This window comes from Candidatus Pelagibacter sp. HIMB109, from assembly GCF_052048155.1.
GTDB lineage: Bacteria > Pseudomonadota > Alphaproteobacteria > Pelagibacterales > Pelagibacteraceae > HIMB114.
The window spans coordinates 225,552-250,985 of sequence record NZ_JBNAIK010000001.1 but is presented as its reverse complement, the minus strand read 5'-3'; the positions used below and the strand labels follow the sequence as shown (position 1 = coordinate 250,985).

The following is a 25,434-nucleotide window of genomic DNA, read 5'->3' as shown; positions in this document are numbered from 1 at the left end:
GCTCAATTTTTCAATGTTTATACAATAGAATCTATATCTTTTTCGCTCATAGAGCCAGGAACTAAAACAACGGGTATGGATAAATCTTTCATTTTACTAGATAATAAGGATTTAATTATAGGACCGGGGTTTTCACTTTCCTCAGAGGTTGCAAGAACTAAGAAACGTATATCGCTGTCTTCAGTTAAGACCTTTATTATCTCATCATCTCTTTTACCTAATTTAAGAATTATCTCAGTTTCAATCCCAAAATTTTCTTTTATTTTTTGTGCCCATGATCGGCATATTTTTTTAGCTTCACTAGTTTCTTCTTGTTCTATTAAATGCTCAACTTTTGACCATTGAGCATTAATTGCGTGATCAATGACATAAAGCATAGATAAACTACCGTTAGTATTCTTTGCTCTTTGAGCCGCAAAGTGGATTGCATTTTTTAGCTCTTTACTATTATCTACTACAACTAAAAACTTTTTTTTCATTAAATTAATCCTACAATTTTTTTCACTTCGATGATCGTTTTATTGGCAGTATTTGATGCCTGCTCGTTTCCATTTTTTAAAATTTTTATAAGTTGCTCTTTGTCATTTTTATATTCTTTAATTTTGTCTGAAATTGGACTTATTTTTTCTACTAATAATTCTGCAAGACTATTTTTAAAATCTGAGAAGCTTTTGCCATCAAAATTCTTTATAATTTTTTCTGGACTCTCTGAATTTAAACTTGCATAAATTTTAATTAAGTTTTGAGCTTCATATCTTTTAGTATCTAATGCTAGTATCCTTTCATTAATCGGTTCACTATCAGTTTTAGCTTTTTTAACTTTTTGCATAATTTGATCTTTGCTATCAGTTAAATTTATACGAGATAAATCTGACTCTTCAGACTTGCTCATTTTTTTAGTTCCATCCCTTAAGCTCATAATTCGAGCAACAGATTTTGGAATTATTGGCTCTGGAATTGTAAAAAAATCACTTTTATAATCATTATTAAACTTAGTTGCTATATCTCTACAGAGTTCTAAATGTTGTTTTTGATCTTCGCCAACAGGAACATGTGTTGCCTGATAAATTAAAATATCAGCAGCCATTAATATTGGATATGTATATAATCCAACACTTGCTTTTTCTTTGTTTGAACCAGCCTTTTCCTTAAATTGAGTCATTCGATTTAGCCAACCAACACGTGCGATACAATTTAAAATCCAAGACAATTCAGAATGCGCTTGAACTTGTGATTGGCAAAAAATAATATTTTTTTTTTCGTCCAATCCACACGCTAAAAAAGTTGCGGCTGTATTTAAAATATTTTCTCTTAGTTCGTCTGGATTTACAGAAACTGTAATAGCATGTAGATCTGCCAACATATAAAAACACTCATAATCATTTTGCATAGTTACAAAGTTTTTTATTGCGCCCAAATAATTACCAAGATGCAAATTACCAGTTGGCTGAATACCTGATAAAACTCTTTTTGAAGTCATTTATAATTTTTTAACTTAAAATCTTGTATACTAAAAGCTTTAAACAACGAAGTTATAAGAAAATAGACAATAATCGAATCTCCAACCACAAAAAATAAATAAAAAACTTTGCTTACAGATGTAGATGAAAACTCCTCTCTAAAATAGAAAAATTGAAAATATAAAATTGCACCCATTATAAGTGAAGAGGCTATAATCTTTGAAAATCTTTCGATAAAAAGTTTATCCGATAAATGAAATTTGTTTTTTTTTAAATTGAATTTATAAATAAATATAGCCAGCCAACATGAAATAGTTGTCCCAGCAGCGATAGATAAAAAACCATATTTTTTAAAAAATATAATACTTATCAAAATATTAGTCACAACAGTAAACACAGAAACTTTAAATGGAAAATTTGTATCTCCTCTAGCAAAATAAAAATTAGAATATAATTTTAAAAGTGAAAAAGCTGGTAAGCCAAAACCAAAAATAACTAGAGCATTTGCAGTATTATTAATACTGTCCTGATCAAAAGATCCGTATCCAAAAAGACAGGAAATTATTTGTTCTGCTCCAACAATAATTCCCATAGCTGCTGGTGCTGATAAAAATACAGATAACTCAACAGATCTATTTTGTATGAAGTAAACATTGTTTTGTGTTTCATTAATTATGACTTTGCTCAAAACTGGCAAAACTACAGTTCCAATTGCAATTCCCGATATAGCAAGTGGTAATTGATATATACGGTCGGCATAATATAAGTATGAAACAGCACTTGATTGAAATGAAGCTATTATGGTTCCAACTAAAATATTAATTTGCATTACTCCTGACGAAAAAATACTAGGTAGAAGTTTTTTAAAGAAAATTTTAACTTGATTAGTAAATTTTATAATCAAATCAATTTTAGGAAAAAAGAATTTTTTACAATAAATTATTAAAATTATTAATTGAATTAATCCTGCTAAAAATACTGCTATCGACATAAATTTTACAAATGATTGATCGAAAGATTTGGCTAAAAAAATTGCTAAAATTAAAAATAAATTTAAAATAATTGGTGCTGCAGCTGCTACTGCAAATTTTCCATTAGAATTTAATATTGCTGAAAAAAAAGAAGATAATGATACAAATAGTAGAAAAGGGAAAGTTATACGACTTAATTGTATTGCTAGATTGAATTTTTCAGGATCTGATGCAAAACCTGGTGAAATTAAATAAATAAATCCACCCATAAAAATTTCCGCAATTAAAGTTAAAATTAACAAAATTATTAACAAAAAATTAAAAACTAAATTTGTAAATTTTTTAGTGTCTTTCTTAGCTTTCAGCTTTGTATAAATAGGAATAAAAGCAGCATTAAACGTTCCTTCTGCAAACAATCTCCTAAATGTGTTTGGAAGTCTAAAGGCTACAAAAAAAGCATCAGCCATTGCTGTGGTACCAACAAATATTGCTATTAATATATCTCTAAAGTAACCCAAGACCCTGCTGAGAAGTGTTAATGAGCCAAAAGAACTGACTGCTTTTAAAATATTCATATAAGTTGTTTACACCTCATATCTTCTGGATTAATAATCTTCCACCATAATAATACGACAAAACTTTGAATGCCTAAAAAAAAAGAAACAATAGAGAAATATACTGATAAAGAAGCATTAGATTTTCACATTCAGGGTAAGCCTGGAAAGATAGAAATTATATCTTCTAAACAATTATCAACTCAAAGAGATCTGTCACTTGCATATTCTCCCGGTGTAGCTGTTCCTGTTTTAGAAATATCTAAAAATCCACAAACTGCTTATGAATATACAAGCAAAGGAAATTTAGTTGCAGTAGTAAGTAACGGTTCAGCAATTTTAGGTTTAGGGAATCTTGGCGCTCTTGCCTCAAAACCTGTAATGGAGGGAAAGTCAGTATTATTTAAAAGGTTTGCTGACATTGACTCAATAGACATCGAAGTGGACTCACAAGATGCTGAGGATATTATTAAAACTGTAAGCAATATTGCATGCTCTTTTGGAGGAATTAATCTTGAAGACATAGGCGCACCAGACTGTTTTGTTATTGAACAAAAATTAAAAGAATTAGTCGATATTCCCATTTTTCATGACGATCAACATGGTACAGCAATTATTACAACAGCTGGATTGATTAATGCATTAGATATTTCTGGCAAGTCAATTAAAGATGTAAAAATAGTAGTTAATGGTGCAGGTGCATCGGCTATTGCTTGTACTGAGCTTTTTAAAAACTCTGGGGTGCCAAATGAAAACGTAACAATGTGTGACCGGAAGGGCGTTATCTATCGTGGAAGAGAAGGAGTCGATCAGTGGAAATCTAAACATGCAATTGATACAAAAGATAGAACTTTAGAACAAGCTATCAAAGGTGCTGATGTAGTTTTAGGTTTGTCTGCTGCAGGAGCAATTACTCAAGATATGATTAAATCAATGGCAAAAAATCCGATCATATTTGCATGTGCAAATCCTGAACCAGAAATTAGACCAGAAAAAGTTTTAGAAGTGAGAGATGATGCAATAATAGCTACAGGAAGATCAGATTATCCAAACCAAGTAAATAACTTAATTGGTTTTCCATATATTTTTAGAGGAGCATTAGATGTACAAGCAAAAACTATAAATGAAGAAATGAAAGTAGCTGCAGCTCAAGCCATAGCAAAACTAGCTAGAGAAGATGTCCCGGATGAAGTTGTTGCGGCCTATGGTGGTGACAGACCTCATTACGGAAAAAATTACATAATACCGTCTACTTTTGATCCTAGGTTAATCACAACAATTCCTACTGCAGTCGCAAAAGCTGCTGTGAATAGCGGTGTAGCTCAAAAACCAATTAAAGATTTTGATGCTTATATTGATGAGCTAGAAGCAAGACTTGATCCATCTGTAGGACTGATGCAGGGAATTAATTCAAAAATAAAAAAGACTAAAAAAAGAATCGTTTTTGCAGAGGGTGAAGATGAAGAAAGTTTAAAGGCTGCGATTGCGTTTAAAAATTATGGATTAGGTGAACCTATATTAATTGCAAATAAAGAAAAATTAAATGAGTCTTTAAAAAAAATAGGTTTAGATGAAAATTTTAATATTGAGATAACAAACTCTTCAGATGTTGAAAAATCAGAAAAATATAAAAACTATCTTTATGAAAAATTGCAAAGAAAAGGTATCTTGGAAAAAGAATGTGATAAAATGGTAAAATCTGACAGAGTCACATGGGGATCTTGTATGGTTGCATGTGGTGACGCTGATGGAATGGTCGCGGGTAATACGAGACACTTTTCTGCAACAGTTGATAAATTGGCCCAATCAGTTGGCTCTCGAGAAAATGAAATACTTTTTGGTTTATGTTTATATGTATCAAAGGGAAAAACAATTTTAATAGCAGATACAAACGTAAATGAATTTCCCACATCAGAAGAATTAGTAGAAATTGCAATTTCAAGTGCAAGAGTAGCTGAAATTTTGGGTTTCGATCCAAAAGTTGCACTATTATCTCATTCAACATTTGGTCAACCAGAGACTGAACGAACAAAAAGAGTAAGACAAGCTGTTGAAATGTTAGAAAAAAGAAAAGTAGATTTTTTATTTGATGGTGAAATGCAGCCAGATGTAGCTTTAAATCCAAAATTTCAATCTACATATCCTTTTTCAAAAATTGTAGGAAATGCAAATGTTCTTATCATGCCATCAATTCATGCTGCTGCAGTTTCAACAAAGATGCTTAAAGAATTAGGTGGTGGTAAAGTAATTGGTCCTCTATTAATTGGACTTGCCCAACCGATAGAAGTTGCTCCTCTTAGATCATCTAGCTCAGAAATTTTAAATCTTGCATCTATTGCAGCTTATTCTTCAGAAATAATAAAATACTAATTTGCTATTCTTTGATTATTAGCAAGATCTTCTTTTAAGAAAATGCTTGGTATCACTTCTTTTATTCCTTGAACGGCCTTTGCTTCATTTATTACAATTTTTCGCTCATCTTCAGATCTCGCAATTCCAAAAATATATAAATTCTTATTAATTGTTGTAAAACTAAAATTATTCGATTTAACCTCTTTATGTGCAATTAGCGCTACTTTAAATTGCGAAGTAATTAATAAATCTTTAGCTTTATCGGTTAATGAACTTTGATCGTTTACTTTAATAATATTTTCAACTGATCTGACTCCATTTGTCTCCCAGGCAATTTTTGTCATTTTAATTTTTTCATCAATTGTCTCGACATTACCTTTTAAAATAAACCTTCCGTCGATTGAATTAACTTTAATTTTTAACAAATATTTTTCATCAATTTGAGAAATTTTATATAAAAACTTTTTTTCAATAACATTATCATCAACAATTCTACCTAACGATCTGGGGTCGTCAGCAACTTCAACACCAGTTTTAATTATACCTATAGTTGATACTCCAACAACTGGAACGCATGCGCTTACCAATAGAGTTAATAAAAAATAAAAAAAATATTTAGTCATTTAGATCAATAACTCTTTGATAAATTGATTTTTTATTTATTTCTAGTTTTTTTGATAAGTATTCCGAAATATCTTTTGAGCTCATCTTTCCAATTAAAAGTTTTATTTCTTTATCTAAATCAATATCTTTGCTCAATTCTGAAGCAGAATTGTCAATGATCAGTGTCATTTCACCTTTGTCATTATCATCAATGTAATTAATTATATTTTTAATATCATCTCTAATATAAGTTTCGTGAACTTTAGTTATTTCTCGAGCTAAGAAAAATTTTGTTTTATTAAAAAACTTTATCAAATATTCCGAATTTTTTCTTAAATCTCTTGCAGGCATAAAAAAAACTAAACATGCTTTGATTGGTTTTAACTTTAATAAATAATTTTCAATTTCCTTATTTTTTTTTGGCATAAATCCACAAAAATAAAAATTGTCATTAAAACCAGATGCAGACATTGAAGCTGTGATCGCTGATGGCCCAGGTATTGGAATAACCTTAATCCCCTCATCGTGACATTTTGAAATAATTATCTGACCCGGATCACTTAGCGCTGGTGTTCCAGCATCAGATACCAATGATAAAATTTTGTTTTCTTTAAGATCATTTATTAACTTATCAGTTTTATTTTTTTCATTAAATGAATGATATGAAATTAATTTTTTTTTAATATTTAGAAAATTAAGTAATTTGGATGTTACTCTCGTATCTTCACACAAAATATAATCTGAACCTGACAATATTTCTTGTTGCCTTTTTGAAATATCTCCAAGATTACCAATTGGTGTAGAAACAATATATAATGCAGGTACAATTTTTGTTTTGTGGATGTTCATAAATTTAACAAATATAATAATTATGTATAACTGTTCGAAATAAAATGAAAAAAATATTTAAAATAGTCATTTTTTGCTCTCTTTTCTTTACAATAAATAATGCAGCCTATTCTAAATCAGAATTAAAAATTGGAGCAATTTTACCATTAAGTGGTGATCATGAGTTATTAGGAAATAATATTTATCAAAGTATTTTAATTACAATATTTGAATTAGAGAATTTAAATATAAAAATCATACCCCTTGATACTCAAAGTTCAAAAGCAGGTGCAATTAATGCATTTAGACAGGGCATGAATAAAAAGGTCGACCTGTTTGTTGGTCCTATTTTTTACGACACGCTAAATGAAATAAAAAATATAGAAGGATTTAAAGAAAAACTTTTTATTTCTTATAGCAATAGAGAAGAAAATATTTTTCCAAATGTAATTAATTTTGGTGTGAATCTTAGTTCTCAGATAAATTCTTTGGTTAAGTTATTTCAAAATAACGAGCAATTTATTTTTTTTGGCGACAACAGTTCATTTACGAAAAAAGTTTTAGAAAAAAGTAAAAAATTCAAATCCAAAACATCTGATGTGGTTTTTTATAAGGATTTTAAAGATATAGGAAATCAAACAAAAAAAGTCACCAATTACGAAGAAAGAAATAAAAAGCATCTAGAAGAAATTAAAAAATTAGAACAAATTGAAGATAATCTTGATGAAAAACTTATTGAGTCGATGAAAAAACACGACACAAAAGAAAAAGTAAATTTTAAAAAGGTTTTTGTCTCATCTTTTGATGATGAGCTGATTTCTTCTATTTCCTATTTTGATTTTTATGATGCAAATTATAAAGATGTACAGTTTGTTACTCTAAATCTATGGTTTGATAATAAGTATTTAAAAGAACCATCTTTAGAAAACTTAATATTTCCCTCAATAAATTTGAATGCTTACCAAGAACTGAATCAAAAATATAAGAAAAATTTTGGTAGAAATATTTATCATTTAGAAACTTTATCATTCGATATTATACCGCTCGCATCAGCTATTTGGTTTTCAACGAAAGAACAACAATTAAAGGCTTCCATGTTTAACGGTACTTACAAAGGCAAAACTGGAGATTTTACTATCAAGGAAAACAAAACTGATAGAGATTTAATTTTATATAAAATTGAAAATAAAAGGTTTAAGAAAATTTAAAATATTTTTTAATTTTCACAAAAGCATCATATCGATGTGAAATTTTGTTTTTTTTTAACTTACCAATTTGAGCAAAAGTTTTTTTTTCACCTTTTGGAATGAATATTGGATCGTAACCAAATCCCTTTTTCCCTCTTGCAGGAAAGCTAATATATCCTTCAACTTTTCCTTGAAACTCAAATGATTTACCATCAGGAAATGCAATTGAAATTGCACATATAAATCTAGCTTTTGAATTTAGTTTTTTTTTTTTATTTAATAAATTAAAAACTTTTTTTATTGCTATATCAAAGTTTTTTGTAGGACCTGCCCACCTAGCAGAATATATTCCAGGTTTTTTGCTTAAAGCATCTACTTCAAGTCCAGAATCATCAGAAATACAAACTAAACCTGTTCTTTTGGCAGCATATAAAGATTTTATTTTTGCATTAGATTTAAATGTTTTTCCATTTTCAATAGGTTCTCTTAACCTGAAGTCTTTTGGCTTAAAGTATTTTATTTTCTTTGGTAAAATTTCTTTTAATTCTCGAAATTTTCCAGGATTATTTGTCGCTAATAAGAGTTTTTGAACTTTTTTTAATAGATAAAGTCTATGCACTTAAAGCTTCTTTTTGTTTTTGAATAAGCAATTGAATTGATTGTTTAGAAAATTTTAACATTTCGTTTAATTTTTCTTCAGAACAAGTTGTTTGTTCACCGGTTAACTGAAGTTCAATAATTTCGTTTTTTTCATTTATAACAAAATTAGCATCCACATCTGCTCCACTGTCTTCTTTATAGTCAAGGTCTACAAGGGTCTCTCCATTTACAACTCCACAACTAATTGCAGCGACATGATTTTTAATTGGGTTGGTATTAATGAGTTTTTTATCTTGTAAAATCTTAACACATTGATTCAAAGCCACAAATCCCCCAGTTATAGAAGCTGTTCTAGTGCCTCCATCTGCCTGTATCACATCGCAATCGATCGTTATTAAGTTTTCACCTAGTAAACTTAAATCAATACTGGCTCTCAAAGATCTTCCAATTAATCTTTGTATTTCAGATGTTCTGCCACCTATTTTTCCAGCAGATGCTTCTCTTCTCATTCTTTCATTAGTTGATCTTGGTAACATTCCATACTCTGCAGTAACCCAGCCTTTTCCAGATCCCTTCAGCCATCTTGGGACTTTATCTTCATAAGATGCTGTGCAGATTACATGAGTATTTCCAAACTTTATTAAACAAGAACCATCAGCATTATTAATATAATTGGGTATAATTTCGACAGGCCTTAATTCTGTATTTGATCGATTATTTCTCATAAAGTCTTGGATTTTATTATTCTATCACTATATAGCATGCAAACAATTAATATTATGAGTGACAATAAAGACAAAATAAAAAAAGAAAATCAAAATAAAGTTGAGGAAAATAGTAAAGACGAAGATCGCTCAACGAAAGCTAAAGAAAATTTAGAAGATAATATTGAAGTTAAGTTAAATGACTTAAATGATAAATATTTAAGATTACTAGCTGAAAACCAAAATCTTAGAAAAAATCACGAGCAAGAAAAAGAAGATATTTTAAAATATGGTTCATTTAGCTTTGCACAGCAAATACTTGGTTTGACTGACAATTTAGACCGAGCTTTTCAAATATTTAAAAATGATGAAAAATTTAAAACAGATGAATTTAAAAATATTTTAAGTGGTATCGAAATGATTGAAAAAGAACTTCAAAGTACACTCGAAAAAAATTCAATTAGATATATTGATTGTTTGGATAAGCCTTTCGACCCCAACCTTCACCAAGCCATTGGTGAAAAGGAAAGCGATAAATCACCAGGAACCGTAGTTGAGGAAATGCAAAAAGGCTATCAAATGCATGATAGGCTTTTAAGACCTTCTATGGTTTATGTATCAAAAAAGTCTGATAAATAGACATTTTTTCAAAATAAATTAATTTTTTTTCTATCTTGCAATAGCAAAAACTATCCCCATATCAATCTCAATAAAGAAAAGGAGACTTAAGAATTATGTCAAAGATTATAGGAATTGATTTAGGAACTACAAACTCGTGTGTTGCCATCATGGATGGCAAAGAAGCTAAAGTTATTGAAAACACTGAAGGTGCTAGAACAACCCCTTCTGTTGTTGCTTTTACAGAAGCAGAGAAATTAGTTGGAGCTTCAGCTAAAAGACAGGCCGTAACTAACCCAGAAAATACTTTCTACGCAGTAAAAAGATTAATTGGAAGAAAGTTTGATGGTGCGGCAGTAAAAAAAGATATTGAAGGACTTCCTTACAAAGTCATTGCTGCTGATAATGGTGATGCTTGGGTGGAGTCTAAAGGTGAAAAATATTCACCAAGTCAGATCTCTGCTTTTGTATTACAAAAAATGAAAGAGACAGCAGAAAAACATTTAGGAAGTGAAGTTAAAAAAGCGGTAATTACCGTTCCAGCTTATTTTAACGACTCTCAAAGACAAGCAACAAGAGATGCTGGTAAAATCGCGGGTCTTGAAGTTGAAAGAATTATAAACGAACCAACTGCTGCTGCGCTTGCTTACGGATTAGATAAGAAGAATGCAAAAACTGTTGCTGTGTACGATTTAGGTGGCGGTACATTTGACGTATCAATTTTAGAACTGGGTGATGGCGTATTTGAAGTTAAATCTACAAATGGTGATACTACACTTGGTGGTGAAGACTTTGATGCTACAATAGTAGACTACCTAGCAAGTGAGTTTAAAAAAGATAACGCAATAGATCTTAAACAAGATAAATTAGCATTACAAAGATTAAGAGAAGCAGCAGAAAAAGCTAAAATTGAATTATCTTCATCTACACAAACTGAAGTAAATTTACCTTTCATTACTGCTGATAAAACAGGTCCAAAACATTTAAATATTAAATTAACTAGAGCGAAGTTAGAGTCACTTTGTGCTGAGTTAATCGAAAGAACAATTGAGCCATGTAAAACTGCTCTTAAAGACGCAGGTCTTTCTGCAGGTGAGATTGGTGAAGTAATTCTTGTGGGTGGTATGACAAGAATGCCAAAAGTTGTTGAAACTGTGAAAAACTTTTTTGGTAAAGACCCTAGTAAAAGTGTAAACCCAGATGAAGTTGTTGCCATGGGTGCGGCTATTCAAGGTGGTGTATTACAAGGTGATGTTAAAGATGTATTGCTTTTAGATGTAACGCCTTTATCACTTGGTATTGAAACTTTGGGTGGAGTTGTAACTAAACTAATTACAAAAAATACAACAATCCCAACTAAAAAAAGTCAGGTGTTTTCTACAGCAGAAGATAACCAACCAGCAGTTTCTATAAGAGTTTTCCAAGGTGAAAGAGAAATGGCAGCGGATAACAAACTGCTCGGAACATTTGATTTAACTGGAATTCCACCTGCGCCAAGAGGTGTTCCTCAAATTGAAGTTACTTTCGATATTGATGCTAACGGAATCGTAAGTGTTTCTGCAAAAGATAAAGGCACAGGCAAAGAACAGAAAATTCAAATTCAAGCTTCTGGTGGATTATCAGATGAGGAAATTGAAAAAATGGTTAAAGATGCCGAAGCCAATAAAGAAGCAGACAAAAAGAAAAGAGACGAAGTTGACAGTAAAAACTCAGCTGATGCTCTAGTCGCTTCAACAGAAAAAAGTTTGAAAGAGCACGGTAGTAAAATTAGTGATGCTGACAAAAAAACTATCGAAACTGATCTTCAAAATTTAAAAGATGCAATTAAAGCTGACAAAGTTGAAGATATAAAGGCAAAAACTCAAACCCTTGTTCAATCATCAATGAAACTTGGTGAAGCAATTTATAAAGAGCAACAAGCAAAGGCTGGTGGAGCTCAAGGCCAAGGGGCTGAAGGAAAAGCAGATGCTGGATCTGAAAAAAAAGAAGATGTAGTTGATGCTGAGTACGAAGAAGTTAAAGACGATAAAGATAAAAAATAACGCTTAAATTTTTAAGCGGATAGGATTTTGAGGCATGTCTAAAGCGGATTATTATGAAACATTAGGTGTAAACCGCAGTGCCTCAAAAGACGAAATCAAAAGCGCTTACCGAAAACTAGCAATGAAATACCACCCGGATAGAAATCCTGGTGACAAAGCAGCTGAGACAAAATTTAAGGACGCAACAGAAGCTTATCAAATTTTATCGGACCCCAACAAAAAAAGTAGTTATGATCAATTTGGTCATTCAGCTTTTGAAAACATGGGTGGTGGTCAAGGTGGCTTTAATGATTTTGGAGGTTTCGACTCTGGATCATTCTCAGATATCTTTGATGATTTTTTTGGTGACTTCATGGGATCTGGCAGAGGAAGAGGTGGCGGAAGAAGGAAATCTAGAGGTCGAAGAGGTTCAGATTTAAAAATTAATTTAGAGGTTTCATTAGAAGAAGCTTATCAAGGGAAAAAAACTACTTTTAACATTAACTCAGCTGAAAAATGTGGAACATGTTCTGGAAGCGGCGCAAAACCTGGTTCAAACCCAAAAACATGTGGAACTTGTGGAGGCGATGGAAGGGTCAGATCTCAGCAAGGATTTTTTACAGTTCAGCAAACTTGTCCTGACTGTAGAGGTGAAGGAGAAGTTGTTGGAAGCCCATGCAAAGATTGTAGTGGGTTTGGAACACAGAAAAAGAAAAAGACATTATCAATTCAAATTCCAAGGGGTGTAGACGATGGAACAAGAATTAGGCTATCTGGAAAAGGAGAGGCAGGTTCTAAAGGTGGTGCAGATGGAGATTTATATGTTTATATACAGGTTAGAAAGCATGAACTCTTTGAGAGAGAAGAAGAAAATTTATTTTACGAGCTTCCAGTCTCTTTGGCAGATGCTGCTCTTGGTACATCAATTGAAGTACCAAACATTGATGGATCAAGATCTAAAGTAAAAATTCCAGCAGGTACGCAATCTGGAAAACAATTAAGATTAAGAGACAAAGGAATGCCAATGTTAAGAGGTGGTGGGTATGGTGACCTATATCTTCAAATTAAAGTTGAAACGCCAATTTCATTAAATGCTGAACAAAAAGAATTACTTGAAAAGTTTAAAGATTTAGAAGATTCTAAAAATAATCCTGAAAATCAAAGTTTTATAAAAAAAGCAAAGAAATTTTGGGAAAGCATTAATTAATGAAAAAAATAAATATTACAATTACAGGCGGCTTAGGCCGTATGGGTCAGCTGCTTATTAAGCAGACCCAAAAAGATAAAAAATTAAAATTATATTCCGCGACTGAATATAAAGAATTTAAAAGGGGAAAGATTAAATACCAAAAAAATACAGATGCAGCTTTTAAAGGTACAAATGTTGTCATAGATTTTACAAGACCAAATTGCACTCTTGAAGTATTGAAGCTGGCAGTAAAACATAAGAAAAAAGTAATTATTGGAACAACTGGATTTCAAAAAAAACATTGGGATGCAATAAAAAAAGCATCTAAAAAAATTGCAATTTTACAATCTGGTAATATGAGCCTTGGTATTAATTTAATGCAATTTGTATCAAAAATTTTATCAAAGGGGTTTATGAGCGATTACCAAATGGAAGTTCATGATGCTCATCATATAAAAAAAATTGATTATCCATCAGGCACTGCATTGATGCTAGGCCATGCTGTAGCAGAGGGTAAATCTAAAAGTCTAAAACAAATACAAGGTAAAATATTTTTAAATAAAAAAGGAAAAGGTAAATCTAATAAGCTAAATTTTTATATTGTAAGGAAAGGAAAAATTCCTGGAACGCATTCTGTAATTTTTGAAAATAAGCAGGAAAAATTAGAAATTCAACACACGGCTCGTTCAAGAGATTTATTTGCAGAAGGCGCAATAGGTGCCGCTAAATGGTTAGCAAACAAGAAACCTGGTTTATATAATATGCACCATGTTTTAGGTATTAAATAATCTTTTGTGAAAGTTGAAAAAAAAGATAAAGCAAAAATAATACTTAAAGAACTTAATAAACTTTATCCAAAAACACCTTCCCCGCTAACTCATACGAATAATTTTACTTTACTCATTTCGGTATTACTTTCTGCTCAATGTACAGATTTGAATGTTAATAATGTTACAAAAGATATTTATCCAAAATATAATAAACCAGAACATTTTGTAAAATTAGGTCAAAAAAAAATAGAAAAACTCATTCAAAAGATTGGTCTTTTTAGAATGAAATCTAAAAGTGTTTATCGCTTATCAAAAATTCTGCTTGATAAACATAAAGGAAAAGTGCCAAAAACTTTTGAAGAACTTGAGGCATTACCAGGTGTTGGACATAAAACTGCTAGTGTAGTGATGTCTCAGGGATTTGGTTATCCAGCTTTCCCAGTAGATACTCATATTCACCGGTTAGCACAAAGGTGGGGTTTAACGAATGGAAAAAATGTAGTTGAAACTGAGAAGGATTTAAAAGAACTGTTTCCAAAAAAACACTGGAATAAACTACATTTGCAAATTATTTTTTATGGTAGGGAATATTGTAAAGCTAGGGATTGCTTTGGTCTAGAATGTAAAATATGTACACAGTGCAATCCAAAAAGAAAAAGGCCAATTTTAACTAAGAAAGCTTAAAGGATGAAAGTATTAGGAATAGGTAATGCCATTGTAGATGTACTTTGTAAAGTTGATGATCAATTTATCAAAGATCATTCTCTTACAAAAGGAACTATGAAACTGGTTGATGAACAAGAATTTCAAAAACTTTTATCTAATTTAAAAATTGAAAGTACAGTATCTGGCGGATCTGTTGCAAACTCAATTGTTGGGATGTCTCAATTAGGAGATAATGTTTCGTTTATTGGTAAAGTTAATGATGATGATCTTGGCCATAAATATATTGATGGTCTTAAAAAAGAAAATGTAGATTATTTTTACAATGTTAAAAAAGAAAACATTCCTACAGGAACTTGTTTAATTTTGATCACTCCAGATTCTGAGAGAACAATGTGTACTTTTTTAGGAATTGCAGGCCAAATTGATGATAATGATATTGATACAAATGCAATTCAAAACGCTGAAATTACTTTCTTAGAAGGATATTTGTGGGATGAAGGTGGTCCAACAAAAGCTTTTGAAAAAGCTTTGTCAGCTGCAAAAAAATCAGCAATGTCTCTTTCTGATCCTTTTTGTGTTGACCGACACAAAGATAGTTTTTTAAATTTAGTAAAAAATAAATTAGATATTATTTTTGCAAATGAAAAAGAAGCAATGTCTTTAATTGATGCTAAAAATTTTGATGAGGTTATTGAATTTGGAAAATTACTTAATAAACTGTTTATTGTAACGCGTTCTGATAAAGGCTCTGTTGCTATAGAAGGAAACGATGTGTCTGAAGCTCAAGCTAAATCAAACTTAAACATTGTAGATCTTACTGGTGCAGGTGATTTATTTGCTGCTGGTTTTTTACATGGGTTTACTAATAATAAAAACCCACATGAAAGTTTGAAGTTAGGAACTGAAATGGCTTCAAAAATAATACAAAAAATTGGTGCTCGTTTAGATTAGATTGACAAGCTAATAGGTTTGGTAAGATCTACTCATGAAAAAAATTGTAATTTTCTCATCGTTTTTTTTAATTATTCTTACATCAAATTCTTTTTCAAAAATTGAGATCAAAAAAGTAAAAAAACATAATATCGAACTAATCAAATTTCAAAGTCCAGACAGAAGATTTCCTGGAAAAGATGATGTTATTGCACAAATTCATTTTCCTAAAAATATAAATGAGAAACTCCCTGTAATAATCTTTCAACACGGTAGTAACCGTGATGGAATGAAATTTAAAAAATGGGGTGGAAAAACTGATGAAATGGGCGGACGTTTAGCAAAAAGAGGTGTTGAAGAAGGATATGCGGTCGCCGTCTTAGACTCATTTTATAAAAAAGGAATTAAACCAAGTGATAAGAAAAAAATGCCAAACGCAATTTTTTTTGCACTTGTTTTAAAAAATATTTTATCTGAAGACCCGAGGTTTGATCCTAATCGTTTTTTTTACTCAGGATTTAGTTATGGCGCTGGAAATGCTTTAAAATTATATAGTCCTGTCTTAGCTAGAACTAATCCTCCATGGAAAGCATTGGTTGCCGCTGAACCTGGCTGTAATACAGCTCAATACCCTGCTAAAATTTCTTCAAAAGGATTAATAATTAAAGGAGAGGAAAGTCACTACTATCCTCCAGCATGTATTTATTATCATAAGCTACTTCAAAAAGTTGGGAATGATGTAGAATTAGTAACAATTCCAAAAGTGAATCATTTTTTTAGTTTAAACGGTGTAATTGGAAAGGGTGTAGCTGTTAATGGTTGTACTGATAATATTGCACTTAGATATCCAGATGGTTCCTTTAAATTTGCAGATGGCACTCCAACAACTAGACAAGAAATAATTAAAAAATGTATTACAAATGAATCTGGTGTTGGAAAAACCAGAGAAAAATTAGACGAAGCTGTAGATCTAACGATTAATTTTTTTAATAAACATAATAGGTGAAAATAAAGCTACAATAAAAGACCAGAACAATAGATAATTTGAAATTATTGCTGGGAACATAGATTTATCAAATAAGGTTCCAACTAATAAACTTTTAGAAAAATCTAAACTTGGAAATAATAATAAACCTAAAATTATTCCAAAAATAATTGCTTTAAATACATCATCATGTTTAATTTTTTTATTATAAAAACCATAAAAAATTGGAATTGCAGCAGCACAACATAATAAATCAGCTAGTAAAAATAGGTACAAAACACTCATTCCTTTTGATGAAATATAAAAAGCAGAGCCTGCTAAAATGACACCGCCAGTAAGATAAAAATTATTAATATTTCTCTTTTTAATAAATTTATTCGAATGAATTATAAAAAGGCTTGAGACACTTGCAATTAAAGTATCTAGACTACTTAAAACTAAAGTTAATGATAAAATTAAGATAACTAAATTTAATAACAAATACTCTTTGTTAACTAATAAAGAGAAAATAATAGTACTTGGATCTTTTATCTTTCCATTTAAAGAAGCATAAATTCCAACTAAACCTAAAAGCAAAATAGTTATTAAAACAATACAAAATGCTGCTATAAAACCTTTTTTTAACACCTCAATATTCTTAGATGCATAAACTCTTTGCCAAATCCCTTGGTCAAATAAGTTAGTTGCAAAAACAGCAATGAAAAAAGTAAGACCAGCAGTAAATCCTCCAAAACCAATACTTAAATTTGAAGATTTACTTGTAATCAAACTTGGAGAAAGAAAATCTATTTTTTGGTTTAAAATTATAAAAATAATTAATAAAAAAATTATGATAATCCAGAACTGAAATTTATCTGTAATAATCGATATTTTTAGACCACCTTTCAGTGAATAAATTAATGTAGAGATGATAGTCAAAGCTGCAGTTAACCATAAAGGAGAGCCTAAAATTAAATTAACAACTTTTGAAATTGCTGTAACTTCAGCGCAAAAGTAAACATAAAGATAAAGTGTCGTTAAAATTAAAATTAATTTTAAAACTTTTTGATCGTATCTCTTTTCAATAACTTCAGTTAAGCTTTTGGCATTTGGCAAAATTTTTCTAATTTTCTCTCCAATTTTAGAAAAATACAAAAATACAAAACTTTGACCTGCTGCATAACCAATCACAGCCCCTACTCCGCCCCAGGTTGATGCTTCTGCAGGACCAATTAAAATCCATATTCCAAAACAAGACGCGGTTAAACTAAAAGTTAATCCAAAGACATTAACGTTTCGGTCACTGACTAAAAAAGCAGATTGTGAGATTTTTCCTCTAGATACATAGTAACCAAAAGACATAAATCCTAAGCAAACTACAAAGAGTGAAATAATTAAAATCGTGTTCATATGTTTTCTTCCTCCGCCAGCATTATCTGGATCAGGTTTAAAGGGTTCATCTCAGGCTAAGCCGCCCCTGAAAACTAATAGATAAGTACAGTATTTTGCAAAAAAGTCTATCGGTGATATCTTTTGCAAATGAAAAATAAAATAATTATCCTATTATTATTTTTTTCTATTCAATTTACCTCTAACAGCTTGGCTGATCATTGTGGTCATGACATGGATAGGACTTGGTTTTATACATCGAATTTTTCATCAAACTATCAAGTTAGTAAATCAAGAGCCAAATATCAAAAATGGACCTTTAAAAATAAAACTGACAAGCAAATTACAATTTACAGCGTAGGTCTTTGGTCAAAAGGCAAAAAAGTCATGAAAGAACAGACGGTAAAGAAATATCTAAAACCTTTTGGTGTAGCTTCAGTGAAAATGTATGTTGGTGACCTAAATCTTGATGTTGCCGGAAGTGGTTTTTCTAGATGTGAATACGGCAAACCAGTTGTTAAAAAAAAAACATATAATCAAAAACCAAGCACATACTCAAAACCAAAAACTTACTATAAGCCAAAAACTAAAAAGAGAAGAAATGACGACAATTTTACATTATTCAATTTATTTTTACTAGCTGTAGCAGGAGTTTTAATCTTAGTCTTTGTTGCCGCTACTAAAAAAAATGAATACAAAAAATATGTAAAAAAATTTCCAAAAGTTTTTGATTTTGCAGACCAAACTATTATTTGTTTTAAAAAATATAGTACCTTCAAAGGACGAGCACAAAGAAAAGAGTATTGGTATTTCTACTTATTTACTTTTATTGTCTCGGTATTAACCTATTTCATTGATGTAAGTATTTTTAGAAAAGACCCTGATGGAATACTTTTTATTAATGCATTTTTCTCCATGTTAACCTTTTTACCTTCAATAGCTGCTGGATGTAGAAGATTACATGATGTTAATAAATCTGGGTGGTGGCAGTTAATTTCTTTAACAGTTGTAGGAATAATTCCGTTAATCATTTGGCTCGCATCAAAGTCAGTTAAAGAAAACAATAAATTTTAAACTATTTTTTTTTACGTTTAAAGCTGCCTTTTCCTTTTTTTGGCTTAACAATTCTTTTTTTATATTTTGGTGATCTCAAATCCTCTGCAATAGGATTTCTTTTTTTCATAACGTATTTGATTTTATAAATGTATTTGCGGCTGAAAAAATTTCTTTTTTTCGATCGGGTTTCATTTTTTCTAAAATTCTGACCATCATTGATAAACGCGGATTTTTAAGAAAAAATTTCTTATTTTTATCTATAAATCTCCAATACAAACCATCCATAATGTTACACCAAGGACCTTTTGTAAAGTCCATCATCTTAAGGAAGTACGCTGATCCACAAATATATGGCTTTGTTGCAAAGGTTCCTCCATCACTAAATAAACCCATGCCATAAACATTAGGTGACATTACCCACTCCGAAGAGTCCATAAACATTTCCATAAACCATTTATAAACTTGCCTAGGTTCAATTTCACAAAGGTTCATGATGTTTGATAAAATCATTAATCTTTCAATATGATGAGACCATGCATAATCTTTAGCATTTTTAATAGCATGATCTAATGGGTCTAGGCCTGTGGTACCTTCATACCAAGAATTTTTCATCTTATTTTTATGATTAAAAAAATTTGATTTTTGCATTTTATCATCAAAGTTTTGATAAATACCTCGCATAAACTCTCTCCATCCTATGACCTGTCTTAAATAACCTTCGTAAGAATTTATACTCACTTTTTTTTCAAACTTAGTTAATTCATCTAAAATTTCTTGAGGTGTAATAGAGCCATTATTAATAAATGGACTCAGCGCGCTATGAAACAAAATATTATCTCTTTGGTCAACAGCATCTTCATAATCACCAAATAATTTGAGTTTATTTTTTAAAAAATTATCTAAAACTAATTTTGCATCTTTTCGAGTTGTTCCAATCCAAAATTGATTAGTATCACCAGGATGCTTTGGAAATTTTTCATTTATAATTTTTTTTAATTTTTTTGTGTGCTCTGTTTCTTTAAAAATTGGTTGCTTAGGCAGTTTAATATCTTTTGGTAATTTTTTTCTATTCTCGCTATCAAAACTCCATTTACCACCCTTTGGACTTCCATCTTTATTCATTAAAATATTAAATTTTGTTCTCTGAATTTTATAAAAATTAGCCATGAAAGGTTTTTTAGATTTTCCAAGGTAACTTATAAAATCGTCTCTACTACTTAAAAACATTGGTGTTTTGAGTATCTTATAATCTACTTTTTCCTTTTTAAGGTATGAAACAATTTTTTTTTCAAAAGGCTTATCTTCAATTTCAAAAAAATTAACATTTTTAATTTTCTTATTTTTTATTACGTTTGCTAATTTTTTTACATAATCGTCTTTAAATTCTTTATCTTCAATTTTATGATAAATAACTTTGTAACCCACCTGTTCTAACTCATCTTTAAATGATCTCATTGAGGAGAGAAAAAATGTAATTTTTTGTTTATGATGTTTTTCGTATGTACAAAGCTCAAAGTCTTCTGCCAAGAAAAATAAAGATGATTTGTAATCTTTGAAATGCTTAGGATGGAAAAGCTGATTACCTAAAACTATAAATAGATCATTCATGAAGAAATGAAATATTTTCCATCTTCTACCGAAATGAATTTTTTATCACTAAGTTTGCTTTGTAATTTTTGTCTTAATCGATAAAGATGAGTTTCATAAGTATGTGAATCAATCTCTTCTCCATGAGACCAAATATCTTTCATAATTTCTTGCTTAGTTGCCCCCTCTTTTTTTCCAGATAAATATAAAATAATATCCAATTCTCTTTCAGTTAATTTTGCAGATTTTTTTCCATGTGAAATAGTTCTCTCATTTTTATCTAAATTATATTTTCCAATTTCTACCTTGGACTGGAATAAAAATTTAAATTTTAAAATCGCAAGTTTAATAATTTTTTCTAAATCCTGGTAATTAACAGGAAGCTCTAAAAAACTACTCAGCACATTATCTTTTTTAATAGTTTTAAAATTTTCGCTTTTTTTAGAGAAAAAAATTTTTGGATATTTAATTTTTTTTAATTCTTTTAAATCTAGTTTTTCTAAATCATCAACAAAAAACAAAAATACATAAACATCTATCAATGGAGTTTTTAATATCTCTTTAACTTCCTTGAAACTCTTGAGATTCTGTAAGTTATACTCAGTTTTCTGCTCCTGCATACACTCAAAAAAAACAGGTGACCCTACGGTAATGATTGAGTAATTTTGCATAACGATAAAATATAAATTTATATGATTATAGTAAATAAAAACGGCACGCTTATGCACAATAAAAAGCTTTATAAATGTGCTTTAGGAAAACGCGGCATTACAAAAAATAAAAGAGAAGGTGATAAAAAAACACCTGCAGGAGTTTTTTCTCTTGGAAAAGTATTTTATCGAAAAGACAAAATTAAAAACCTGAAAACCAAACTAAAAAAAGTCATTATCAAAAAGAATATGGCATGGTGCGATAACTCTAAAAATAAATCTTATAACAAGCTCATTTTTACAAATGATAAAAGTAAAGAAAAGCTTCATCGAAAAGATAATCTTTATAATATAATTATAGTTATTAATTATAATGTTAGACCTGTTAAAAAAAACAAAGGTAGCGCAATCTTTATTCATTTAGCTAAAAAAAATTATACAGGCACAATGGGGTGTATCGGTTTAAAGAAAAAAGATTTAATTGAGATTTTAAAAACTTTAAAAAAAAATACAAAGATTAAAATTCTGACCTAACCTCTTGCTCCAAAAATTTTGCTACCGACTCTTACATAAGTCGCTCCATTTGCCCCGGCCTCTAAATAATCATGACTCATGCCCATACTAAGCTCTTTTAAATTTAGCTTTATCGATAACTCACGTAAAATTTCAAAATGTTTTTTTGAGTCCCCCTCTGCTGGAGGAATACACATTAAGCCTATAATATCTATTTTTTTTTGAGCATAATTATAAAGCTGTTCTGTATTTTCTATACTTACACCAGATTTTTGATCTTCATATCCCGTGTTAACTTGTAAGAAATATTTTCTTTTTAAATTCAGATTTGTTTCAGCTGATGCAAGTGTGTCTACTAACTTTTCTCTATCTACTGAGTGAATATAATGAAACAACTTTACAGCGTCTTTTGATTTATTTGTTTGTAAACCGCCAATAAGATGAAGTTGAATATTGTTATTTATTTTTAAAAGCTCTTCCCATTTTCTTTTAGCCTCTTGAACTTTATTTTCTCCGTAAGCTAAATGCCCATGATCGATGAGGGGCTGTATGTGGGATAATTCAAAAGTTTTACTCACTGCAATAATTTTCGAATTGATATTATTTGAAACTAATTCTTTTTTAATATTTTCTAAATTTTGTACTATACTCATAAAAATGTTTAAAATTTTTTTCTATATTAATGAATTAAACGATATTCAAAAAGAAAATCTTAATCAACTAAAGAATATAAATATTATTTACAGAAATTACCAAAAAACTGATTATCTTAGTAATGCTTTCAAACTTCAAGATTATTGCAAAAAAAGAAATTTTAAACTCTATATTTCCAATGACGAAAGGTTAGCCATAAAACTTAGGTCTCATGGTTTATATATACCAAGTTTTAATAACAAAAAAAAATATTTAAAATCAAGTCTACATCTCATTGGTTCTGCTCATAATGAAATTGAATTACGTAAAAAAATTAGCCAAGGCTGCAAAGAAATCTTTATCTCACCCATTTTTAATACTTGTTCGGGCTCAAATAAAATTGGTAAAGGCTTGAATTTTTATCAAAACTTATTGTTAAAATTTTCGAAGATACACATCCATGCATTGGGTGGCATTAATGAAAAAAACATAAAAAAAATAATTCTTCTTAAAGGAAGAGGTTTTGCATCAATTAGTATGATTGATAAAAAAATGAAAAAAGACTTCATTTCATATCTTAATTTAATTGCTACAAACCTTTAAATAAGTAAATTCACCTCATGCACCTAGAAAAGTTTAACCCTTCAGTAGTCGATAAAAAGTGGCAAGAATATTGGGATAAAAATAAAGTATTTCAAGCTTCGAAGTCAAAAGATAAACCTAAATACTACTGCCTTGAAATGTTTCCTTATCCATCAGGTAAAATTCATATGGGTCACGTCAGAAATTATACTTTGGGAGATGTCATCGCTAATTACAAAAGATTAAAAGGTTTTAACGTTTTACATCCTATGGGCTGGGACTCTTTTGGAATGCCAGCAGAAAATGCAGCTATGCAAAAAAAACTTCACCCTAAAGACTGGACGTTAAACAATATAGAGACCATGAAGGGTCAATTAAAATTACTTGGGTTTTCAATTGACTGGGGAAGAGAGATATCAACGTGTAATGATGATTATTACAAGCATCAACAAAAATTCTTTCTTAATCTATTAAAAAAAGGATTAGTTTATAAAAAAGAAAGTTTAGTTAACTGGGACCCAGTAGACAATACAGTTTTAGCTAATGAACAAGTTATAGATGGTAAAGGCTGGAGATCTGGCGCTCAAGTTGTTCAAAAAAAACTTTCACAGTGGTTTTTTAAAATTACAGCTTTTGCAGATGATCTAGATGCATCATTAAATACTCTTAATGAATGGCCCGAAAAAGTAAAAATTATGCAAAAAAACTGGATCGGCAAATCAGTTGGGTGTGAGCTAAATTTTGAAATTAAAAATGATAATAACAAAATTACTGTATTTACAACTAGACCAGACACTATTTTTGGAGCATCTTTCATTGCGCTAGCTGTTGATCACCCTCTATCAAAAAAATATAAAAATGATGAAAAATATTTAGACTTTAAAGAGGCTTGTTACAAAACAGGAAATACAGACGAAGCAATAGCTAAAACAGAAAAGCTTGGATTTAAAACTGATTTCGAAGTTTTGCACCCATTTATTAAGGGTAAAACTTTACCGGTCTTCTTTTCAAATTTTGTTCTTATGGAATATGGAACAGGTGCAATTTTTGGCTGTCCAGCACATGATCAGAGAGATTTAGATTTTGCTAACAAATACAAATTAGAAGTAACGCCCGTCATACTTCCAAAAGATCAAAAAGCTTCTGATTTTAAAATTGAAGATGAAGCATACACCGGTGATGGAAAAATTATTAATTCAGATTTTTTAAATAATTTTAGTGTTGAGGAAGGAAAAGCTAAAGTCATCAAGGAAATTGAAAAGAATAAATTTGGAACAGCAAAAACAACATTTAGATTAAGAGATTGGGGAATTTCAAGGCAAAGATATTGGGGTTGTCCTATTCCTGTAATGTATGATGAAAAAGGTGAGGCTATACCAGTTCCAGAAAATGAGCTTCCAGTAAAACTTCCTGAAGATATTAATTTTGATAAACCAGGTAACCCATTAGACCGACATCCAAATTGGAAAAGGGTTAAATGTTCTGAAACTGGAAAAGAATTAATTAGAGAAACCGATACACTAGATACTTTCGTAGATTCGTCATGGTACTTTTTAAGATTTTGTTCAAGTGATAATTCAAAAGAAGGATTTTCAATCGATGATGCAAAATACTGGATGCCAGTTGATCAATACATTGGTGGAGTAGAGCATGCTATTTTACATTTGCTTTATTCAAGATTTTTTACAAGGGCAATTACGAAAGATACTAGCCTTGAAATAAAAGAACCATTCAAAGGGCTATTCACACAAGGTATGGTTTGCCACAAAACTTTCAAAAATGAGAAAGGCGAATGGGTTTTTCCTGAAGATGTAATTGAAGAAAATGGTAAATTCTTTGATAAAAATAACAAAGAGACAATTAAAGTTGGACCTTCAGAGTCCATGTCTAAATCAAAGAAAAATGTAGTTGATCCTCAAACAGTAATTAATCTATATGGTGCAGATGCAGTAAGGTGGTTTGTTTTATCTGATAGTCCGCCAGAAAGAGATATTCAATGGAGTGATGAAGGAATTTCTGGATCTTATAAGTTTATTCAAAAAATTTGGACAATTTCTGAAATGATACAAAATATTGAGGAAAAAAATAAATTAAATGACGAAGAAATTAACCAATGTGAAAAGTTAATAAATAAACTCGTTAAAGAAATTTCGTACAATATTGAAAACTTTCATTTTAATGTGGCAGTCGCCAAATTTTATGAGTTTTTGAACTTTCTATCTAAAAAATTGCATGAAAATAAATCAGAAAAAATTTTATTTAAAAAAATGTTCAAAGAGTTTTTAGTTTTAATATATCCTTTTACACCTCACATAGCGTCTGAATGTTGGGAGAAAAACTATGGTAACAAAGAAATTCACATCTCAGCATGGCCAACATATGATGAAAAATTAATCAAAGAAGACAAAATCAACATTGTTATTCAGATTAATGGTAAAAAAAGAGCATTACTTGATGCAGAACCTGACCAGAGTGAAGAAAGGATATTTAATGAGTGTTTAGAGATTGAAAACATTAAAAACTTAGTGTCAGGAAAAAATATAATAAAAAAGATATACGTTAAGAATAAATTAGTTAATATTGTTGTTAAATGAAAATGTTTAAACA

General features: G+C 30.1%; 25 protein-coding genes and 1 riboswitch. Of the genes, 13 read left to right on the top strand and 12 right to left on the bottom strand.

Going from position 1 to position 25,434, the window contains the following annotated elements; all coding sequences use genetic code 11:
• Positions 1 to 17 precede the first annotated feature (17 nt).
• Genes ACTTAQ_RS01520 through murJ form a run of 3 tightly spaced genes read right to left on the bottom strand, consistent with a single transcriptional unit; the run spans position 18 to position 3,006 of the window.
• The gene (locus ACTTAQ_RS01520; RefSeq protein WP_440694937.1) at positions 18 to 479 is read right to left on the bottom strand and encodes a universal stress protein; all 462 of its coding nucleotides are present in this window, start codon (positions 477 to 479) and stop codon (positions 18 to 20) included.
• The gene (gene trpS, locus ACTTAQ_RS01515) at positions 479 to 1,480 is read right to left on the bottom strand and encodes a tryptophan--tRNA ligase (protein WP_440694934.1); all 1,002 of its coding nucleotides are present in this window, start codon (positions 1,478 to 1,480) and stop codon (positions 479 to 481) included. Before trpS ends, ACTTAQ_RS01520 begins: the two co-directional genes overlap by 1 nt.
• The gene (murJ, locus tag ACTTAQ_RS01510) at positions 1,477 to 3,006 is read right to left on the bottom strand and encodes a murein biosynthesis integral membrane protein MurJ (RefSeq protein WP_440694933.1); all 1,530 of its coding nucleotides are present in this window, start codon (positions 3,004 to 3,006) and stop codon (positions 1,477 to 1,479) included. The genes trpS and murJ overlap by 4 nt, the downstream gene beginning before the upstream one ends.
• 69 nt (positions 3,007 to 3,075) lie before the next feature.
• Here murJ and ACTTAQ_RS01505 point away from each other — a divergent pair, with 69 nt between their 5' ends.
• Positions 3,076 to 5,355: an NADP-dependent malic enzyme gene (locus ACTTAQ_RS01505; RefSeq protein ID WP_440694931.1), complete on the top strand. Its 2,280-nt coding sequence runs from the start codon at positions 3,076 to 3,078 to the stop codon at positions 5,353 to 5,355.
• On the opposite strand, the gene ACTTAQ_RS01500 is transcribed toward ACTTAQ_RS01505, so the two are convergent.
• Positions 5,352 to 5,960, bottom strand: a complete 609-nt coding sequence (locus ACTTAQ_RS01500; RefSeq protein ID WP_440694929.1) for a BON domain-containing protein — start codon at positions 5,958 to 5,960, stop codon at positions 5,352 to 5,354. The two genes, ACTTAQ_RS01505 and ACTTAQ_RS01500, sit on opposite strands and share 4 nt — an antisense overlap.
• Entirely contained in the window at positions 5,953 to 6,789 is an 837-nt protein-coding gene (gene rsmI, locus ACTTAQ_RS01495) for a 16S rRNA (cytidine(1402)-2'-O)-methyltransferase (RefSeq protein WP_440694927.1), read from the bottom strand. Before rsmI ends, ACTTAQ_RS01500 begins: the two co-directional genes overlap by 8 nt.
• Positions 6,790 to 6,833: 44 nt before the next feature.
• On the opposite strand from rsmI, the gene ACTTAQ_RS01490 reads away from it, so the two are divergent.
• On the top strand, positions 6,834 to 7,976 hold the full coding sequence (locus ACTTAQ_RS01490) for an ABC transporter substrate-binding protein (RefSeq protein WP_440694925.1): 1,143 nt from the start codon (positions 6,834 to 6,836) through the stop codon (positions 7,974 to 7,976).
• On the opposite strand, the gene rdgB is transcribed toward ACTTAQ_RS01490, so the two are convergent.
• Entirely contained in the window at positions 7,963 to 8,574 is a 612-nt protein-coding gene (gene rdgB, locus ACTTAQ_RS01485; protein ID WP_440694924.1) for an RdgB/HAM1 family non-canonical purine NTP pyrophosphatase, read from the bottom strand. The genes ACTTAQ_RS01490 and rdgB overlap by 14 nt on opposite strands.
• The gene (gene rph, locus ACTTAQ_RS01480; protein ID WP_440694922.1) at positions 8,567 to 9,280 is read right to left on the bottom strand and encodes a ribonuclease PH; all 714 of its coding nucleotides are present in this window, start codon (positions 9,278 to 9,280) and stop codon (positions 8,567 to 8,569) included. The genes rdgB and rph overlap by 8 nt, the downstream gene beginning before the upstream one ends.
• 36 nt (positions 9,281 to 9,316) lie before the next feature.
• Here rph and grpE point away from each other — a divergent pair, with 36 nt between their 5' ends.
• The 7 genes from grpE (at position 9,317) to ACTTAQ_RS01445 (ending at position 16,459) form a co-directional block, all read left to right on the top strand.
• Complete coding sequence (gene grpE / locus ACTTAQ_RS01475; protein ID WP_440694920.1) at positions 9,317 to 9,898, top strand: nucleotide exchange factor GrpE; 582 nt, start codon at positions 9,317 to 9,319, stop codon at positions 9,896 to 9,898.
• Positions 9,899 to 9,993: 95 nt separating this feature from the next.
• Complete coding sequence (gene dnaK / locus ACTTAQ_RS01470) at positions 9,994 to 11,919, top strand: molecular chaperone DnaK (protein ID WP_440694918.1); 1,926 nt, start codon at positions 9,994 to 9,996, stop codon at positions 11,917 to 11,919.
• Between the two features lie 34 nt (positions 11,920 to 11,953).
• Positions 11,954 to 13,105, top strand: coding sequence for a molecular chaperone DnaJ (gene dnaJ, locus ACTTAQ_RS01465; protein WP_440694916.1), 1,152 nt, complete (start codon positions 11,954 to 11,956; stop codon positions 13,103 to 13,105).
• On the top strand, positions 13,105 to 13,875 hold the full coding sequence (dapB, locus tag ACTTAQ_RS01460; RefSeq protein ID WP_440694914.1) for a 4-hydroxy-tetrahydrodipicolinate reductase: 771 nt from the start codon (positions 13,105 to 13,107) through the stop codon (positions 13,873 to 13,875). Before dnaJ ends, dapB begins: the two co-directional genes overlap by 1 nt.
• A gap of 6 nt (positions 13,876 to 13,881) precedes the next feature.
• Positions 13,882 to 14,541 (top strand): endonuclease III, encoded by a 660-nt coding sequence (nth, locus tag ACTTAQ_RS01455; RefSeq protein ID WP_440694912.1) that lies wholly within the window; start codon positions 13,882 to 13,884, stop codon positions 14,539 to 14,541.
• Between the two features lie 3 nt (positions 14,542 to 14,544).
• Positions 14,545 to 15,474, top strand: a complete 930-nt coding sequence (locus ACTTAQ_RS01450; protein ID WP_440694910.1) for an adenosine kinase — start codon at positions 14,545 to 14,547, stop codon at positions 15,472 to 15,474.
• A 34-nt stretch (positions 15,475 to 15,508) separates the two neighbouring features.
• Positions 15,509 to 16,459, top strand: coding sequence for a dienelactone hydrolase family protein (locus tag ACTTAQ_RS01445; RefSeq protein WP_440694908.1), 951 nt, complete (start codon positions 15,509 to 15,511; stop codon positions 16,457 to 16,459).
• Here the strand turns inward: ACTTAQ_RS01445 and ACTTAQ_RS01440 are convergent.
• Positions 16,424 to 17,827 carry a sodium:solute symporter family transporter gene (locus tag ACTTAQ_RS01440; protein WP_440694906.1) on the bottom strand — a complete coding sequence of 468 codons (1,404 nt, stop codon included), beginning with the start codon at positions 17,825 to 17,827 and terminating at the stop codon, positions 16,424 to 16,426. The genes ACTTAQ_RS01445 and ACTTAQ_RS01440 overlap by 36 nt on opposite strands.
• Positions 17,819 to 17,906, bottom strand: a riboswitch (TPP riboswitch). It overlaps the preceding gene by 9 nt.
• 50 nt (positions 17,907 to 17,956) lie before the next feature.
• On the opposite strand from ACTTAQ_RS01440, the gene ACTTAQ_RS01435 reads away from it, so the two are divergent.
• Entirely contained in the window at positions 17,957 to 18,880 is a 924-nt protein-coding gene (locus tag ACTTAQ_RS01435; protein ID WP_440694904.1) for a DUF805 domain-containing protein, read from the top strand.
• A 1-nt stretch (position 18,881) separates the two neighbouring features.
• Here ACTTAQ_RS01435 and arfA read toward each other — a convergent pair whose 3' ends face one another.
• From arfA to ACTTAQ_RS01420, 3 genes are read right to left on the bottom strand one after another with little or no spacing between them, the layout of a single operon-like run.
• The gene (gene arfA / locus ACTTAQ_RS01430; RefSeq protein ID WP_009373073.1) at positions 18,882 to 18,989 is read right to left on the bottom strand and encodes an alternative ribosome rescue factor ArfA; all 108 of its coding nucleotides are present in this window, start codon (positions 18,987 to 18,989) and stop codon (positions 18,882 to 18,884) included.
• On the bottom strand, positions 18,986 to 20,470 hold the full coding sequence (locus tag ACTTAQ_RS01425) for a cryptochrome/photolyase family protein (protein WP_440694902.1): 1,485 nt from the start codon (positions 20,468 to 20,470) through the stop codon (positions 18,986 to 18,988). The genes arfA and ACTTAQ_RS01425 overlap by 4 nt, the downstream gene beginning before the upstream one ends.
• Complete coding sequence (locus ACTTAQ_RS01420; protein ID WP_440694900.1) at positions 20,467 to 21,120, bottom strand: winged helix-turn-helix domain-containing protein; 654 nt, start codon at positions 21,118 to 21,120, stop codon at positions 20,467 to 20,469. The genes ACTTAQ_RS01425 and ACTTAQ_RS01420 overlap by 4 nt, the downstream gene beginning before the upstream one ends.
• Before the next feature lie 21 nt (positions 21,121 to 21,141).
• On the opposite strand from ACTTAQ_RS01420, the gene ACTTAQ_RS01415 reads away from it, so the two are divergent.
• Positions 21,142 to 21,633, top strand: a complete 492-nt coding sequence (locus tag ACTTAQ_RS01415) for a L,D-transpeptidase family protein (protein ID WP_440694898.1) — start codon at positions 21,142 to 21,144, stop codon at positions 21,631 to 21,633.
• Here ACTTAQ_RS01415 and ACTTAQ_RS01410 read toward each other — a convergent pair.
• The gene (locus tag ACTTAQ_RS01410) at positions 21,630 to 22,265 is read right to left on the bottom strand and encodes a YggS family pyridoxal phosphate-dependent enzyme (RefSeq protein ID WP_440694896.1); all 636 of its coding nucleotides are present in this window, start codon (positions 22,263 to 22,265) and stop codon (positions 21,630 to 21,632) included. The two genes, ACTTAQ_RS01415 and ACTTAQ_RS01410, sit on opposite strands and share 4 nt — an antisense overlap.
• 4 nt (positions 22,266 to 22,269) lie before the next feature.
• Between ACTTAQ_RS01410 and ACTTAQ_RS01405 the strand changes: the two genes are divergently transcribed.
• Both ACTTAQ_RS01405 and leuS read left to right on the top strand, forming a co-directional pair.
• On the top strand, positions 22,270 to 22,848 hold the full coding sequence (locus tag ACTTAQ_RS01405) for a thiamine phosphate synthase (RefSeq protein ID WP_440694894.1): 579 nt from the start codon (positions 22,270 to 22,272) through the stop codon (positions 22,846 to 22,848).
• Between the two features lie 17 nt (positions 22,849 to 22,865).
• The gene (leuS, locus tag ACTTAQ_RS01400; RefSeq protein ID WP_440694892.1) at positions 22,866 to 25,421 is read left to right on the top strand and encodes a leucine--tRNA ligase; all 2,556 of its coding nucleotides are present in this window, start codon (positions 22,866 to 22,868) and stop codon (positions 25,419 to 25,421) included.
• The last annotated feature ends 13 nt before the right edge of the window (positions 25,422 to 25,434 follow it).